This is a genomic window from Bradyrhizobium sp. SZCCT0148 (assembly GCF_018129985.1).
GTDB classification, from domain to species: domain Bacteria; phylum Pseudomonadota; class Alphaproteobacteria; order Rhizobiales; family Xanthobacteraceae; genus Bradyrhizobium; species Bradyrhizobium japonicum_H.
The window spans coordinates 1,085,242-1,102,557 of sequence record NZ_JAFCKT010000001.1 but is presented as its reverse complement, the minus strand read 5'-3'; the positions used below and the strand labels follow the sequence as shown (position 1 = coordinate 1,102,557).

General features: G+C 64.8%; 9 protein-coding genes. 8 read left to right on the top strand and 1 reads right to left on the bottom strand.

Translation table 11 applies throughout. From position 1 onward, the window contains the following. Window positions 1-32 precede the first annotated feature (32 nt). Complete coding sequence (locus tag JQ580_RS05295) at window positions 33-2,306, top strand: O-linked N-acetylglucosamine transferase, SPINDLY family protein (RefSeq protein ID WP_212278627.1); 2,274 nt, start codon at window positions 33-35, stop codon at window positions 2,304-2,306. Between the two features lie 110 nt (window positions 2,307-2,416). Then, entirely contained in the window at window positions 2,417-4,654 is a 2,238-nt protein-coding gene (locus JQ580_RS05290; protein WP_212278626.1) for an O-linked N-acetylglucosamine transferase family protein, read from the top strand. Window positions 4,655-4,714: 60 nt separating this feature from the next. On the opposite strand, the gene JQ580_RS05285 is transcribed toward JQ580_RS05290, so the two are convergent. Then, window positions 4,715-5,749: a cysteine synthase A gene (locus JQ580_RS05285; RefSeq protein ID WP_212278625.1), complete on the bottom strand. Its 1,035-nt coding sequence runs from the start codon at window positions 5,747-5,749 to the stop codon at window positions 4,715-4,717. Window positions 5,750-6,464: 715 nt separating this feature from the next. On the opposite strand from JQ580_RS05285, the gene JQ580_RS05280 reads away from it, so the two are divergent. From JQ580_RS05280 to JQ580_RS05255, 6 genes are all read left to right on the top strand, one after another. Then, window positions 6,465-7,952, top strand: a complete 1,488-nt coding sequence (locus tag JQ580_RS05280; RefSeq protein ID WP_212278624.1) for an efflux transporter outer membrane subunit — start codon at window positions 6,465-6,467, stop codon at window positions 7,950-7,952. Continuing rightward, window positions 7,942-9,282 carry an efflux RND transporter periplasmic adaptor subunit gene (locus JQ580_RS05275; protein ID WP_212278623.1) on the top strand — a complete coding sequence of 447 codons (1,341 nt, stop codon included), beginning with the start codon at window positions 7,942-7,944 and terminating at the stop codon, window positions 9,280-9,282. The genes JQ580_RS05280 and JQ580_RS05275 overlap by 11 nt, the downstream gene beginning before the upstream one ends. Before the next feature lie 94 nt (window positions 9,283-9,376). Next, window positions 9,377-12,526 carry an efflux RND transporter permease subunit gene (locus JQ580_RS05270; protein WP_212278622.1) on the top strand — a complete coding sequence of 1,050 codons (3,150 nt, stop codon included), beginning with the start codon at window positions 9,377-9,379 and terminating at the stop codon, window positions 12,524-12,526. Continuing rightward, window positions 12,526-15,630 carry an efflux RND transporter permease subunit gene (locus tag JQ580_RS05265; RefSeq protein ID WP_212278621.1) on the top strand — a complete coding sequence of 1,035 codons (3,105 nt, stop codon included), beginning with the start codon at window positions 12,526-12,528 and terminating at the stop codon, window positions 15,628-15,630. Before JQ580_RS05270 ends, JQ580_RS05265 begins: the two co-directional genes overlap by 1 nt. 37 nt (window positions 15,631-15,667) lie before the next feature. Further along, window positions 15,668-16,399: a tRNA-uridine aminocarboxypropyltransferase gene (locus JQ580_RS05260; protein ID WP_212278620.1), complete on the top strand. Its 732-nt coding sequence runs from the start codon at window positions 15,668-15,670 to the stop codon at window positions 16,397-16,399. 141 nt (window positions 16,400-16,540) lie between these two features. Then, window positions 16,541-17,314 (top strand): ABC transporter permease, encoded by a 774-nt coding sequence (locus JQ580_RS05255; RefSeq protein WP_311982129.1) that lies wholly within the window; start codon window positions 16,541-16,543, stop codon window positions 17,312-17,314. Window positions 17,315-17,316: the final 2 nt, after the last annotated feature.

The window sequence follows — 17,316 nt, the reverse complement described above, 5'->3', positions numbered from 1 at the left end:
ACTCATTTAAGGGCATCCTCCGGAGAGACACCTTGCAGAACAGCGGCGGCGGCGCGCGCGCATTCCAGAATGCGCGATTGCAGAAGAAGTTGATGAAGCAGGCCGACGCCGTCATCGCCGCCGCGGCGAACGCCTATGGCCGGGGCCGTTATGCCGAGACCGAGGCGCTGTGCCGCGAGATCCTGAAAGCCCTTCCGGATCATGTCGACGCCCTGCACCTGCTCGGCATGTGCGCCCATGACGGCCGGCGCCTGGAGGAGGCACAACAGCTGCTGGAGCGCGTGATCGCGCTCGATCCGCGCCTGCACGATGCGCATAACAACCTCGCCACAGTGCATTTCGACCTCGGCAATTACGAGGAGGCGCGGCGGTGCCAGGAGAGGGCGATCGCGCTGAAGCCGAATTTCGCGGTGGCGTTGACCAATCTCGGCAACACGCTGATGCATCTTGGGTTTTACGAGCAGGCGCTCGAGATGCACGAGCGCGCCATCAAGTTCAAACCGGATTATGCGGATGCCCTCTGCAATCGCGGCATGGTCGAGATCGTGCTCGGGCAGATCATGCGCGCCAAGGAGAGTTTCGACCGCGCCCTGTTGTTTCAGCCGCGTCACGCGGAGGCCATCGTCGGCAGCGGCATGGTCAGCATGGAGTTGCGGCACCACGAGGAGGCGGCAGCCAAGTTTGCCACCGCGCTCGCGATCAAGCCCGGCGCGCCGAGGATCCTGGCGCAGCGCGGGCGTCTCAGTTACGAGCTGCAGCGCCTGGAGCCCGCGCTTGCGGATTTCGATGCGGCGCTCGCGATTTCACCCAAGCTCGAACTGGCCCTTCGGGGCAAGGCCCAGGTTTGCCTCGTCATGGGAAGGACCGCGCAGGCGATGGCGGCCGCGACGACCCTGATCGAGCGAAATCCGCGCTCCGAGATGGGGTTGGCGCTGATGGGCTTCGCTTATTCGAACCAGGGAGACATGGACTCCGCAATCCAATATCTCGATCGCGCGCTTGCGCTCCGACCGGACTACGGAGATGCGATCCGGGGCAAGATCTTCTTGCTGGACTACCTCGCGGACGCCGATTTTGCGGTCCAGCAGGCTGTGCGAAAGTCCTGGTGGGATGCGATCGGGTCGAAGATTCCGCAAAGAACGTTGCCCAAGCGGCCGCTCGATCCGGACAAGCGGATCGTGGTCGGCTATGTCGCCGCGGAATTCCGGCAGCACTCTGCGGGACTCACCCTGCTGCCCGTGCTGCGCAACCATGATCACACCAAGTTTGAGATCATCTGCTATTACTCCTGGCCGGGAGAGGACGAGTACACCGCCAAGTTCAAGGAGATGGCGGACGTCTGGGTGGACGCCTGGCAGATGTCGGATGACGAGCTCGCCGATCGCATCCAGGCGGACAATGTCGATATCCTGATCGACGTGTCCGGCCACACGACGGGCAACCGGCTGCAGTGTTTCGCGCGGAAGCCGGCGCCGATCCAGGCCACGGGCTTCGGACACGCGACTGGCACGGGCATGCAGACCATGGACTATGTGCTTGCCGATCCCATTTTCATTCCGCCATCGGCTCGGCATTTGTTTCCGGAAAAGATCCACGATCTGCCGTGCCTGATCACGATGGAACCCGTGACCAATCAGCAGCCTTCCGAGCTGCCGATGCTTCGCAACGGTTACGTCACCTTCGGTGTATTCAACCGCATCTACAAAATCTCGGATGATGCGATCCGCGTGTGGTCCCGCATCATGCGGGAGGTGCCAGGATCGAAGATCGTCCTTAAGCATAGTTTGCTCGATGATCCCTTGCTGCGCGACAGCCTGGTCGCCCGCTTCATCGCGCAGGGCATCGCCGAGGATAACATCACCTGCCTCGGCACCACCTCGCGCGACGATCATCTGAAGGCCTTCGATCAGATCGATATTTCGCTGGACACGTTCCCACAGAACGGCGGCATCAGCACCTGGGAATCCCTCTACAAGGGCGTTCCGGTCGTCGCCAAGCTCGGCATTGGAGCGTCCTCGCGTGCCGGTGGCTCGATCGTTGCCGCTGTCGGTCTCGGCGACTGGGTCGCCGAGGATGACGACGGCTATGTCGAGATCGCCCGCAGGTTTGCTTCGCAGCCCGCCGATCTGGCGAAGTTGCGCGCGGGCCTGCCGGCTCAGATCGCGGCCTCGCCCGCCGGCAATGTCGAAGTCTACACGCGCGAACTCGAAGCGGGGTACCGCAAGTTCTGGCGCGACTATTGTGCCGCGGCTGCGGATGGCGGCGATGCTGCGGCCGACAAGGCTGACGTACCCAGCGGTTCCTGAGCCGCTATCCTGCGGGAAGCCCCGTTACATTCCGGAAGGCATGTTCAGGCCAGCCGGCCAGACGAGCGAATCAGTTAGACTCGTCACCAGCCATCTTCCGGAGAAATACCTTGCAGAGCAGCGCCGGCGCCCGCGCATTCCAGAATGCGCGGTTGCAGAAGAAGTTGAAGAAGCAGGCCGAGGCGATCATCTCCGCTGCGGCGAGCGCCTATGGTCAGGGGAGATATGCCGAGACCGATGCGCTCTGCCGCCAGATACTGCAAGCGGTTCCGGATCATTTCGACGCCACGCATCTGCTCGGCGTGTGCGCGCAACAGGGCGGTCGCCTTGAAGAGGCGCGACAGCTGCTCGAACGTGCGATCGCGATCGATCCGCGTTCGCACGAGGCCCAGAGCAATCTCGCGACGGTCTATTTGGCGCTCCAGCAATTGGAGGCGGCGCGCGCCTGTCATGAGAAGGCGGTCGCGCTGAAGCCGAATTTTACGCCGGCCCTGGCCGGCCTCGGCAACACCTTGCTTCAGATGAACCTGCCCGAGCAGGCCATCGAGATATACGATCGCGCCATCAAGCTGAAGCCCGACTATGCCGACGCGCTTTGTAACCGTGGCGTGGCGGAACTGGCGCTGTGTCGGTTTGACCGCGCCAGGGAGAGCTTTGATCGCGCGCTGCTGTTTCAGCCGCGCCACGTCGAGTCGCTCATCGGCAAAGGTGTGGTCGGTATCGAGCTCAGGCGCTACGACGAGGCGGAGGCCGCGCTCGCAGCGGCGTTCGCGATCAAACCCGATTCCGCAAAGATTCTGGCCCAACGTGGCCGCCTCAACGCGGCACTGTCGCGGCTGGAGCAGGCGGCAGCGGACTTCGATGCGGCACTCGCAATCACACCCCGGTTCGAGGTGGCCTTGCGGGGAAAGGCAGAGGTCGCACTCAACATAGGAAACACCGCACAGGCAATCCTGGCCTGCACGACCTTGCTCGAGCAAAACCCACGCTCCACGATCGCATTGGCATTGCTGAGCTCCTGCTTTGCAAATCAGGGAGATATCGCCTCGGCAATCGAACATCTCGACGCGGCGCTGGCGATCGCGCCGGATCCGGACTTGATGGCGCGGAAGATCTACTTCCTGGACTTCCTTCCTGATGCCGATTTTGCGGTCCAGCAGGCCGCGCGAAAGTCCTGGGGCGAAGCTATCGGCGCTCGCGTTGCGCAGAGGAAGCTCGCGCCCCGTGAGCTTGATCCCGACAGGCGGATCGTGGTCGGGTATGTCGCGGCGGAGTTCTGGTACCACTCGGCGGCGTTCGGCCTGTTACCGGTGCTGCGCCACCATGACCACGCCAAGTTCGAAATCGTCTGCTATTCGTGCTCGCCGGTCCGAGATGAGATGACTGCCAGGTTCAAGTCGTCGGCGGACGTCTGGGTCGACGCCTGGCAGTTTTCGGACGATCAGCTGGCCGATCGTATCGAGGCCGACAAGGTCGATGTCCTGATCGACGTGTCAGGGCATTCGGCGGGCAACAGGCTCCAGGTCTTCGCCCGCAAGCCAGCCCCCATCCAGGTCACGGGCTTCGGACACGCGACGGGAACGGGCCTTCGGACCATGGACTACGTGCTCGCGGACCCCGTCTTCATTCCGCAGTCGGCGCGGCCTCTGCTGGTCGAAAAGGTCTTTGACCTGCCGTGCCTGATCACGACCGATCCGATCCCAGATGTGGCGCCTTCGGAGCTTCCCATGCTCCGCAACGGCCATGTGACGTTCGGCGTGTTCAACCGAATCAACAAGATCTCGGACGAGGCCATCCGCGTATGGTCGAAGGTGATGCGCGAGGTGACGGGATCGAAGATCATCATCAAGCATACGCTGCTCGACGATCCCCTGGTGCGCGACGGCCTCCTCGCACGGTTCGTGGCGCACGGGATTGCTGAGGAGAAGATCACCTGCCTCGGCTCGTCCGATCGCGCCGAGCATCTGCGGGCCTTCGCGCAGGTCGACATTTCGCTGGATCCATTCCCGCAAAACGGCGGCGTCAGCACCTGGGAATCCTTCTATGCGGGCGTTCCCGTCGTCGCCAAGCTCGGTATTGGTGCCTCATCGCGTGCCGGCGCCTCCATCGTGACCGCAGTCGGTCTCGGCGACTGGGTCGCCGAGGATGACGATGGCTATGTCGAGATCGCTCGCAAATTTGCCTCGCAGCCCGAGCATCTGGCGAAGTTGCGCACGGAATTGCCGGCCCTGATCGCAGCTTCGCCGGCCGGCAATGTCGAGATCTACACGCGCAGGGTCGAGGAGGGCTATCGCCAGTTCTGGCGCGACTATTGTGCGGCCGCCGCGAAACCCGGCGAGATCGCTTGAATCAACCGAACCGCGCAAGGCTTGTGGACGTGCGCCCCCGACCCGAGGAGCGCGTGATGATCACACGAATGGCAGCTTGATGTTGCTGCGCTTCTCCAGCCATTCCGGCACGGGCAGGTTCTTGGCGCGCATGAAATCCGCATTGAAGAGCTTCGACTGATAGCGGCTGCCGGAATCGCACAGCACGGTGACGATCGTCTTGCCGGGTCCGAGCTGCCTGGCGAGGCGCATCGCGCCCGCGACGTTGACACCGGTCGAGCCGCCGAGGCACAGGCCCTCGTGCTGCAGCAGTTCATAGATCACGCCGACGGCTTCGGCATCGGGAATGAGATAGGCATCATCGACCTTCGCAGTCTCGACGATCGCGGTGGCACGGTTGAGGCCGATGCCCTCGGTGATCGAGCCGCCCGGTGTGGCCTTGGCTTCGCCGGTCCTGAAGTATTCGAACATGCCGGCGCCGTGCGGGTCGGCACAGGCGATACGGATGTTCTTGTTCTTCTCCTTGAGGTAGCGGCTGGTGCCGGCGAGCGTGCCGCCGCTGCCGACCGAGCAGACGAAACCGTCGACCTTGCCGTCGGTCTGCTGCCAGATTTCGGGCCCCGTCGACTCGTAGTGCGCCTTGGCATTATCGAGATTGTTCCACTGGTCCGCGAACAGCACGCCATTGGGTTCGGTCTTGCGCAGCTCGTCGGCAAGGCGGCGGCCGACATGCTGGTAGTTGTTGGGATTTGAGTAGGGCAGGGCTGGCGATTCCAGCAGCTCGGCGCCGCACAGCTTCAGAAAGTCTTTCTTCTCCTGGCTCTGCGTCTCCGGGATCACGATCAGCGTGCGATAGCCGCGCGCGCTCGCGACGACCGCAAGCCCGATGCCGGTATTGCCGGCGGTCGATTCCACCACGAGACCGCCGGGCTTGAGCTCGCCGCGCTTCTCGGCCTCGAGGATCATCCATTTGCCGGCGCGATCCTTCACCGACTGGCCGGGATTCATGAACTCGGCCTTGCCGAGAATGGTGCAGCCGGTCAATTCCGAGGCGCGCTTCAGCTTGATGAGCGGGGTGTTGCCGATGGCTTCGACAACGTCGTTTCGAATGATCATGTGGGGGAAATCGCTACCAAGGGGGTTGATCGGGTTGGCCAGAACGTAGTGCTTGGGAGACCAAAGGGGAAGGCCTTTGCGCTGCGGCAAACCCAGCGAAACCTCTGCTCAAACAACGATATTTCTGAAAGACGCGTCCGACGACGATGCGCTCGGCCGCAAGCTGAGACATCGGTAGGAGGAAATGCCCGCGCTCCGTCCGGCCAGGGAAGATGACAGTCGTCATCGGCACCCTCGCGACCAATTTTTGCCAAGGGCAAGACTTTCCGCCATGGATGGCTGTAGATGGCGCCCGGACGGCCGAAATCAAATCTGTCCGAACAACGGCCCCCGCTCGGCGATTGGGGGGCGTGGGATGACCAGGCCGGGGGAGCGTGCTGGAGGCGGCGCGTGGCGTTCGGACCGAGAGGCCAACTATGGATGTGGCAGCAATATCACATGAAATGTTGGTAAGCTTGGTTATGCATCTCAATGTTTCAGAATGAGAGAAATCCCTGCAAGACAATCACCTTTTGAATTTGAGGCGGTTCGTTCCTCATCATCCGCGTGGGCCTTTCGCAACTGCGGGACTGTCCCGCAGTTCGGTGCCCGGCTAGTATGATTGAGGTTCCGCAGAAAGCATCGCCGCTGTGAATGAGTTGTCCAAAGGCCCCCGACTGTCCGGTCGCGAATCGGTTAATCCGGCTGCGCGGCGGTTCGATCTGCCCGGCGGGGGATGGATGTGACACAGGATGTTCCTGGGATCGCCGTGCAGCGGTCCGAAGGTTCTGCATCCCGGACGACGCTGCGCGCGGCGCGCTGGTTCGCGGTGGTGTGTCTTGCCGTCAGTTCCGGTGCTTGCGTGCTGACCCAGGATCTTCCCGATCCCGCGCTCGATATTCCCGCGCAGTACAAATATGCCGGGAAGGCGGATGCGCCGCCGTCGCTGGATTGGTGGCGCAGCTTCCGCTCGGCGGAGCTGACGCAGCTGATGGAGGAGGCGCAGACCGTCAATCTCGACATCGCCGCCGCAGTGGCGCGCATCGTCCAGGCTGACGCCCAGGCCCGGCAGGCGGGCGCGGCGCTGCTGCCGAGCTTGTCCGGAGCCGGACAGGAGGCCTACTCGCGCACCTCCGGCTCCTCGGCTTCAGGCCTCACCATCGGCGGCCGCGAGGTCGTCAACTACCAGGCATCGCTGAGCGCGAGCTACCAGCTCGACTTCTGGGGTCAGAACCGGGATGCGCTGCAGACGGCCGAGGAGACGGCGAACGCGAACCGCTTCGACCGCGACACCGTCGCGCTGACGACGCTCGCAGCCGTCGCCAACGCCTATTTCCAGGTGCTGGCCTCGCAGGACCGCATCCGCACTTCACAGCGCAACATCGCGAGTGCACAGCGGATCCTCGATGCCGTGAGGGAGCGGCGCAAGGCCGGCACCGGCACCGATCTCGACGTCGCCCAGCAGGAGAGCGTGCTTGCCAACCAGAAGGCTCTGGTGCCGCCGCTGCGCCAGACGCTGGACCAGAACGCCAACGCGCTCGCCGTGCTGGTTTCGCGCCCGCCCGAAAGCGTGCGCCTGCTCGGCGGCTCGCTGGACCGGATCGCGATCCCGCGCGTGACGCCCGGCCTGCCCTCGGAGCTCCTGACGCAGCGGCCCGACATTCGCCGCCAGGAAGCGCAGCTCGCCTCGGCGACGGCAAATGTCGGCAACGCCCGCGCGCAGTTCTTTCCGACCATTCAGCTCACCGGCAACGGCGGCTATCAGAGCTCGGCCCTGGTCTCGCTGTTCCAGCCGCATGCCGCCTTCTTCCAGCTTGTCGGCAGCGCTACGCAGCCGATCTTCGACGGCGGCAGAATCCTCGGCAATTTCGAGTTTGCCAAGGCGCGGCAGGACGAATTGCTCCAGACCTACCGCAAGACCATCATCCAGTCGTTTACCGACGTCGACACTGCGCTGTTCTCGATCAAGCAGACCACGATCAAGCTGCAATTGCAGCGGGACGTCGTTGCCGCCTCGCGCCGCGCCTTCGATCTGGCCGAGCAGCAATTGCGCGCCGGCACCTCCGACATCGTGACCGTGCTGAACACTCAACTGACCCTGTTCCAGGCGGAAGACGCGCTGTCACAGGCGCAACTGGCCCGCTTGCTCGCCATCGTCAGCCTGTATCAGGCGCTCGGTGGTGGCTGGGAGCCGCGAATGGAGAAACCGGTCAATGCTCTTTAAGCCGGACAGCAAGCAGGGCGTAGAGCAGGGGACGTCGAAGAAATCGCGCGGCCGCGGCGTCATCATGACCCTGATCACGCTCGCGATCCTCGGCGGACTCGGCTATTATGGCTGGACCGTCTGGCACCAGCAGCCGCAGCAGGCCAGCGGCCGCAACCAGCGGCCCGATCTGCCGGTCCCGGTGCTGGCGGCGACGCCGCGCATCCAGGACGTTCCGGTCTATCTCGACGGCGTCGGCGCGATCCGCGCGCTCAACACCGTGACCGTGCGCTCGCAGGTCGACGGCAAGCTCATCGCTGTGAATTTCACGGAAGGCCAGGACGTCAAGAAGGGCGACGTGCTCGGCGAGATCGATCCCGCGCTCTACCAGGCCACCTACGACCAGGCGGTCGCCAAGAAGGCGCAGGACCAGGCCCAGCTCGCCAACCAGCGGATCGACCTGGCACGCTATGAGCAGCTCGCAGCCTCCAATGCCGGCTCCAAGCAGCAGGCGGACACCCAGCGCGCGCTGGTGGCGCAGACCGAGGCGCTGGTGAAGGCGGACCAGGCCGCGATCGACAACGCGGCGGCCACGCTGAGCTATACCAAGATCGTAGCGCCGATCTCCGGGCGCGCCGGCCTGCGCCAGGTCGACCAGGGCAATATCGTCCACGCCTCCGACACCACGGGGCTCGTGGTGATCACGCAATTGCAGCCGATCGCGGTGTGGTTCAGCCTGCCTCAGCAACAGATCATGCGCGTCAACGCCGCTGCCGCCAAGGGTTCGCTCGCAGTCGATGTGTTCGGCAATGACGGCATCACCGTGATCGATACCGGCAAGCTCACCGGCATCGACAACCAGGTCGACCAGACCACCGGCACGCTCAGGCTCAAGGCGGAATTTCCCAACGCCGACTACCAGCTCTGGCCGGGCCAGTTCGTCAATGTCCGCCTCAAGGTCGAGACGCTGATGCAGGCGCTGGTGGTGCCGACCTCGGCCGTGCAGCGCGGCCCGATCGGGACATTCAGCTATGTCATCGGCGAGGACAATATCGTCTCGGCCAAGCCCGTGACGGTGACCCAGCAGAACGAGCACGACGCTGTGATTGCCAACGGCCTGTCGGCGACCGACAGGGTCGTGACCACGGGTTTCGCCAATCTATCCGACGGGTCCAAGGTGACCATCGGACGCGACGACCAGACCCCCTCGGCCGATCTCGCCCCGCGCAAGCGCTCGCGTGGGCCGGACGGCCAGAAGAAGGACGGCGCCAAGGAGGGTCAGAAGGACGGACAGGGCAACGACAGCGAGTTCCGCGCCAAGCGCAAGAGCAGCGAGGGCGACCAGAAGTGACAGACCGGGCCGGCACCAGGGCCTGGTGCATCGGGAAGTGGAGCCAAACAGCCATGATCCCGACAACAGCCGCTTGACGCGGCAGGCAGATCCCATGGGTGTTTCCGAACCCTTCATCCGCCGTCCCATCGCGACCTCGCTGCTCGGCATCGCGCTCCTGATCGGCGGGCTGCTGGGCTATTTCGCGCTGCCCGTCTCGGCGTTGCCGCAGGTTGATTTCCCGACCGTGCAGGTGACGACGCAGCTTCCGGGCGCGAGCCCCGACGTGATCGCTTCGCTGATCACGGCGCCGCTGGAGCGGCAGCTCGGCCAGATCCCGTCGCTGTCGGCGATGAATTCGATCAGCTCCTTCGGCGTCAGCCAGATCTCGCTGCAGTTCGACCTCAACCGCGACATCGACGGCGCGACACAGGACGTGCAGGCGGCGATCAATGCCGCGGCGGGCGTGCTGCCCAAGACGCTGCCGTATCCGCCGACCTACGCCAAGGTGAACCCGGCGGACGCTCCGGTGATGACGCTGGCGCTGCGCTCCGACACCATCTCGCTGCGGGCGATGAGCGACATCGCGGATACGCTGCTGGCGCAGCGGCTGAGCCAGATTTCCGGCGTCGGGCGCGTCTCGGTGCTGGGCGGGCTGAAGCCGGCCGTGCGCATCCAGGCGGACCTCGCGCGGCTCGCAGCCTACGGCATTGCCATGGAAGATCTGCGCAGCGCAATTGCCAGTGCCAATGTGTCCGGGCCGAAAGGCTCGCTCGACGGCGCGCAGCAATCCTACATCATCGCCGCCAACGACCAGATCGCAGCCGCCGACGCCTACAAGCCCGTCATCATCGCCTACCGCAACGGCTCGCCGGTCACCATCGCCGACGTCGCGCAGATCGTCGACGGCCTGGAGAACGACCGCACCGGCGGCTGGTACCAGGGCACGCCGGCCGTCATCATCGACATCCAGCGCCAGCCCGGCGCCAATGTCATCGATGTCGTCAGCCAGATCCGCGCCGAAATCCCCAAGGTGCAGCGCGCGATCCCGGCCGGCGTGAACCTCACCATCGTCTCCGACCGCACCGTGACCATCCGCGCTTCGGTCCACGACGTGCAGTTCACGCTTGTCCTCAGCGTCGTGCTGGTGACGCTGGTGGTGCTTCTGTTCCTGCGCTCGCTGCGGGCGACCCTGATCGCCGGCGTGGCGTTGCCGCTGTCGCTGATCACCAGTTTTGGCATCATGTATTTCGCCGGCTTCAGTCTCGACAATCTGTCGCTGATGGCGCTGACGATCGGGACCGGCTTCGTCGTCGACGACGCCATCGTGATGATCGAGAATATCGTCCGCCACATGGAGAACGGTGACGGGCCGATGGAGGCCTCCCTGAAGGGCGCCAGCGAGATCGGCTTCACTGTGATCTCGCTGACGGTGTCGCTGATCGCGGTGTTCATCCCGCTGCTGTTCATGTCGGGTCTCGTCGGGCGCATGTTCCGCGAATTCGCGTTGACCTTAACGATCGCGGTCGTGACCTCGGCCGTGGTCTCGCTGACGCTGACGCCGATGATGTGCTCGCGCCTGCTCAAGCACGCGCATGAGGAGCTGGCGGTGCCGGGCCTGGCCGCCGTCAGCCGCTTCATCGACCGCACCGTCGAGGCCTACCACCGTACGCTGCTGGTGGTGTTGCAGCACCAGCGAACGACGCTGGTTGTGACCTTCGCCACGCTGGTCGCAACCCTCGTCCTCTACGTCGTCGCGCCGAAAGGCTTCCTGCCGCTGCAGGATACCGCCTCGATCACGGCGGTGACGGAGGCCGGGCCCGATGTCTCGTTCGCGGAGATGCAGAAGCGGCAGGCCGAGGCGGCCTCCGCCATCAAGGCCGACCCCGATGTGGTCGGCGTCGTCTCGGTGATCGGTGCCGGTTCGGTCAATCCGACCACCAATGTCGGCCGTCTCGTCATGACCTTGAAGCCGCGCGGCGAACGGCGCGACGATGTCAGCGCGGTCATCGTCCGGCTGAAGGAGCGGGTCTCGGGCATTCCCGGCATGACCGTCTATTTCCAGCCCGTGCAGGACGTGCAGATCTCGACCCAGTCGAGCCGTTCGCAATATCAGTACACGCTGACCGGCACCGATGCGACGCTGGTGTCGGAATGGGCGCGCAAGCTGGTCGCGGAGATGCGGCGCGATCCGTTGTTCCGCGACGTCTCCTCGGAGGCGCAAGAGGGTGGATTGCGGGCGCAGCTCGACGTCGACCGCACCCGCGCCGGCCAGCTCGGCGTCAGCCTGCAAGGCATCACCGATACGCTGAACGACGCCTTTGCGCAGCGGCAGATTTCGACCATCTACGGCCAGGCCAACCAGTACCGCGTCGTGCTGGAGGCGCTGCCGATGTACCAGCGCGATCCCTCGATCCTGTCGAAGCTCTATCTGCCGGGGGCCGCAAGCGCCACCGCGGGCGCGCCCAACGCGCAGGTGCCGCTGTCGGCCGTGGCGACGCTGAAGCGCACCACCGCGCCGCTCGCGATCTCGCACCAAGCGCAATTCCCCTCGGTGTCGCTCAGTTTCAACCTCGCGCCCGGCGCCGCGCTCGGCGATGCCGTCAAGGCGGTCAAGACGATCGAGACACGGATCGGCATGCCCAACAATATTGCCGGCGTCTACGCCGGCGATGCCGCCGAATTCGCCAAGGCATTGGCAGGACAGCCATGGCTACTGCTCGCCGCCGTGATCACGATCTACATCGTGCTGGGCGTGCTCTACGAGAGCTACATCCATCCGATCACGATTCTGTCGACGCTGCCCTCAGCCGGCGTCGGCGCCATCCTGGCGCTGCTGCTGTGCGGTCAGGATCTCTCGGTGATCGGCCTGATCGGCATCATCCTGTTGATGGGTATCGTCAAGAAGAACGCGATCATGATGATCGACTTTGCGCTCGAGGCCGAGCGCGGGCAGGGCATGTCGCCGAACGAAGCCATCGTCCAGGCTTGCCTGTTGCGCTTCCGCCCGATCATGATGACCACGCTGGCGGCGTTGTTTGGCGCACTGCCGCTGGCGATCGAGAGCGGCACCGGCGCCGAGCTGCGCTTCCCGCTCGGCATATCGATCATCGGCGGCCTGCTGCTCAGCCAGCTCCTGACGCTCTACACGACGCCCGTCATCTATCTCGCGCTCGACCGCATCAACCGCCGCCTTGAGCAAGCGCTGCCGCCGGCCGAATCCGGCGGTCCGCCGGTCGCGGGCGCGACCGAGGGGGTGCAGTGATGGCATCGATCTCGGAGCCCTTCATCCGCCGCCCGGTCGCCACCACGCTGCTGTCGATCGGATTGTTCCTGCTGGGTGTGGTCGCCTACGAGTTCCTTCCCGTCGCCTCGGTCCCGAACGTCGATTTCCCCGCCATCTTCGTCTCGGCCAGCCGGCCCGGCGCCGACCCGTCCGTGATGGCGGCAACGGTGGCCTCGCCACTGGAGCGGCGGCTCGGCGAAATCTCAGGCATCAACCAGATCACATCGACCTCGACGCTCGGCACGACCAGCATCCAGCTCCAGTTCGACATCGGCCGCAACATCGACAAAGCCGCGCGCGACGTGCAGGCGGCCATCAACGCCGCGATGGTCGATCTGCCGAGCGACCTGCCGACGCTGCCGCGCTTTCGCAAGGCCAATACCGCCGGCGCGCCCGTCTTCGTGCTGGCGCTGACCTCGAAGACACTGTCCGCCAGTGCGATCTACGACGTCGCCGACACCGTGCTGGCGCAGCGTATCTCGCAGGTGCCTGGAGTTGGCGACGTTACGGTGTCAGGCGCCGACCAGCCGGCCGTGCGGGTCCAGCTCAATCCCGTCGCGCTGTCGAATGCCGGCATCTCCACCGACGACGTCAGGACCGCGATCGTCAACGCCAACCCGCTCGGTCCCGTCGGCATCTTCGAGGGCGAGCGCCAAAGCGAGACGCTGGGGCTCAATCGGCAGATGCGCACCGCGAAAGAGTTCCGGGACGTCATCGTCAAGAGCTCGAACGGCAATTTCGTGCGGCTGTCCGACGTCGCCGACATCGAGGATTCCGTCCGCAACGCCCGCTCGATCGCCTGGTTCAACAAGCAACCGGCGGTGCTGATTCAGATCACCAAGCAGGGCGACGCCAACGTCATCGACACAGTCGATCGGGTGAAAGATCTGATCCCCCAGTTGAAGCAGTGGATCCCCGCCGGCGTCGAGATTTCCATCCTGGTCGACCGCACCGGCACGATCCGTGCCAGCGTGCTCGACATGCAATGGACCCTGCTGGCGACCGCGATCCTGGTGATGGTCGTAGTGTTCGTGTTCCTGCGCAGGCTGACGCCGACCATCGCTGCCGGCATCTCGGTGCCGCTGGCGCTGGCCGGCACCTGCGCCGGCATGTGGGTGGCGGGCTTCTCGATCGATAATCTGTCACTGATGGCGCTCGCGATCTCGGTCGGCTTCGTGGTCGACGACGCCATCGTCATGATCGAGAACATGTACCGCAATCTCGAGCAGGGCATGCGTCCGTTCCGGGCAGCGCAGGAAGGTGCAAGGCAGATCGGCTTCACCGTGGTCTCGATCAGCCTGTCGCTGGTCGCGGCATTCACGCCGCTGATCTTCATGGATGGCATCGTCGGCCGCCTGCTGCGCGAATTCTCCCTGACGCTGACGTTCGCGATTTTGGTCTCGACGCTGGTGTCGCTCACGGTGACGCCGATGATCTGCGCCCACTACATCCGGCAGCCCACGTCGGGCACGGCGACGCTGTTCGATCGGATCATCGAGGGCTCGCTGTCGCGCATCGTCGCCTTCTACGCCCGGACCTTGCGCGCAGTGTTGGATTATCCATTGGCGACGCTGCTGGTGTTCTTCGCCACCATCGGCCTCACTGTGACGCTCTACATCAAGGTTCCCAAGGGCTATTTCCCGACCGACGATTCCGGCTTCGTGATCGGCGCGACGCGCGCCTCGGCCGACATCTCGTTCCAGTCGATGCTCGGCCTGCAGCAGCGTCTGGCGGACATCGTCATGAAGGATCCCGCCGTGGCCGGCATCGGCTCGACCGTCGGTGCCGGAGGAGGGCCGGGAGGAGCGACCTCGAACCGCGGCACCATGTTCATCAGCCTGAAACCGCCCAAGGAGCGCGATCATGTGTCGACGGAGGTCGTGATCGACCGTCTCAGGCGCGCGCTCTATCCCGTCCCGGGCATCCGTCTCTTCATGTTCGCCGCCCAGGACGTTCGCGCCGGCGGCCGGCAGAGCGATTCCAGCTATCAGTATACATTAAGCAGCACCGACCTCAGTCTGCTGCAGAAATGGGCGCCGATCGTCGCCAAGCGGATGGAAAGCGTCGAGGGCATCACCGACGTCTCCAGCGATCGCGATCCCGGCGGTCTGCAACTCACCCTGAGCATCGATCGCCAAAAGGCATCCGCGCTCGGCGTCAGGGTTCAGGACATCGACAATGCGCTGAACAACGCGTTCTCGCAGCGGCAAATCTCGATCATCTACACACAGCGCAACCAGTACATGACCGTGCTGGAGATCGATCCGAAATTCCAGGTCGATCCCTCCAACCTCGAGCGCATCTACGTTGCCGGCGCCGGCGATGCGCAGGTGCCGCTGTCGGCGGTGGTGCACGCGACGCGCGGGCTGGCTGCGCTTGCGGTCTATCACTCGCAGTCGTTCCCTTCGACCACGGTGTCGTTCAACCTGCTGCCGGACGTGCAGCTGCAGGCGGCGACGCAGAACATCCAGCGCGCGGTGGAAGAGCTGCACATGCCCGAAGGCATCCGCGGCAGCTTCGACGGCAATGCCGCCGACTTCGCCAGGACCAGCGGCCGCCAGCCGCTGCTGATCCTCGGCGCGCTGGTGGCGATGTATATCGTGCTCGGGGTGCTCTATGAGAGCCTCGCCCATCCGCTCACGATCATCTCGACCCTGCCGTCGGCCGGGTTGGGTGCGCTGCTCGCGCTGCAACTCACCAATACGCCGCTGACGGTGATCGCCTTCGTCGGCATCATCCTCTTGATCGGCATCGTCAAGAAGAACGGCATCATGATGGTGGATTTCGCGCTCGACGCCGAACGCCAGCGCGGCCTGTCCTCGGCGGAAGCGATCTTCGAGGCCTGCCAGGCGCGCTTCCGCCCGATCCTGATGACGACCATGGCGGCGCTCTTCGCCGGCATTCCGCTCGTGGTGGCGACCGGCCCCGGCACGGAGTTGCGCCGTCCGCTCGGCATCACCATCATCGGCGGCCTGTTCGTCTCGCAGATCCTGACGCTCTACACCACGCCCGTGATCTACCTGCTGATCGACCGCCTGCGGCGGCGGTCGGAGCTGCGTCCGGTGCCTGCGCCGGCGGAATAGGTTGTTGAAGCGCCGCATCAAGCGTATAGCGGCGCCCATGTCGAACCCAGCAGATACAGCCGCCGCCGAGCCGATCCCCGAGTGCCCGCACTGCCAGAAGCCGATGCCGCTGTGCATCGGCGACAGCGTCACGCCGATTGAAAATCGGCTCTCGCTCCTGATCCTCCAGCACCCCCAGGAACAGGACAGGGCGCTCGGCACCGCGCGCCTGCTGGCCAGGCATTTCGCCAAGGCGACGGTGCGGGTCGGCCTGTCCTGGCCGAGCCTGTCCAAGGCGCTGGGCCATCATGTCGAGAACGCCTCCCACTGGGCCGTGCTTTATCTCGGATCGGCCCGAGCCGCCGATCTCGAAGCGGAAGCCGAGATCGTTGCGCTCAATCGCAAGGGCGAGGTCGCTGACAACCAGCGCGCCATCCTCGGCAAGCTCGAAGGCATTGTGCTGCTCGACGGCACCTGGAGCCAGGCCAAGGCACTATGGTGGCGCAATCCCTGGATGCTCAAATGCCAGCGCGTGATCCTCAACCCGGCGCACCCCTCGCGCTATGGCCGTCTGCGCAAGGAGCCGCGCAAGGATGGGCTGTCCACCATCGAGGCCGCGGCGACGATTCTCGCCGGCCTCGAGCGGCGTCCCGATATCGCCGAGACGCTGAACGCCAGTTTTGAACGGCTGTTAACACGCTACCGCGAGGTCCAGGCCGAGATGCCGGAACTGGCGCCCAAACCTGCCCCAAAGGCCCGGCGCGACTTCAGGCGGCGCAAACGGGCCTGACTTCGGCCCAACTCATCTGTACGGTCGATTGCACCGCGAGGCGCGGGCGTCTAGAGACCGTCGGCCGGACTGGTCGCGATCTGCGGTCCTGTTGCGGCGCCAGAGAGCGGCAACCGAAGGGGCAGTCGAATTCAGCTCGCGGTGAAGGAAATCCTGGTACAGGCGGCGCGGCCCGATCGATGGGGCACGCTCGCGCTGATGGACATTTCGCTGCGCTACCGGCGGACCGTGATCGGCCCGCTCTGGATCACGCTGACGCTGGCCGCGACGATTGCAAGCGTCGGAATGGTCTATGCGGCCCTGTTCAAGCAGGACATCGCCGGCTTCCTGCCGTCCTTCGCGGTCGGGCTGATCGTTTGGACCCTGATGGCCACGACGCTGCAGGAGGGCTCCAACGTCTTCGTGGCGTCGGGCCATCTGATCAAGGCGGTGCCGGCGCCGCTGATCGTTCATGTCCTCCAGATGATCGCGCGCAACGTGATCATCTTCGCGCATCATCTGGTGATCGTCGCGCTACTCTACGTCGTGATGCCCTGGCCGCTGCACTGGCGCATGCTGCTCGCGCTGCCCGGCTTTGCGATCCTGTTCCTCGCGCTGCTCGGCGGCTCGGTCGCACTCGGCATGCTTTGCGCGCGTTTTCGCGACATTGGTTCGGCGATCGTCAGCGGCCTGCAGTTCGTCTTTTTTCTCACGCCGATCATCTGGACCGAGGAAAGCGCGCGCGGCACCGCGTTTCACTGGCTGACATGGGCCAATCCGTTCGCGACGCTGCTCGATCTAGTGCGCCGGCCGCTGTTGTCGCAGCCGACCGATGCGGAGCAATGGCTGTTGGGGGCCGTCTATGCGAGCGTCGTGGCCGTCATCGGCCTCGGCTGCTACGCAAAATACCGCCATCGCTTAGCGTATTGGCTGTGATG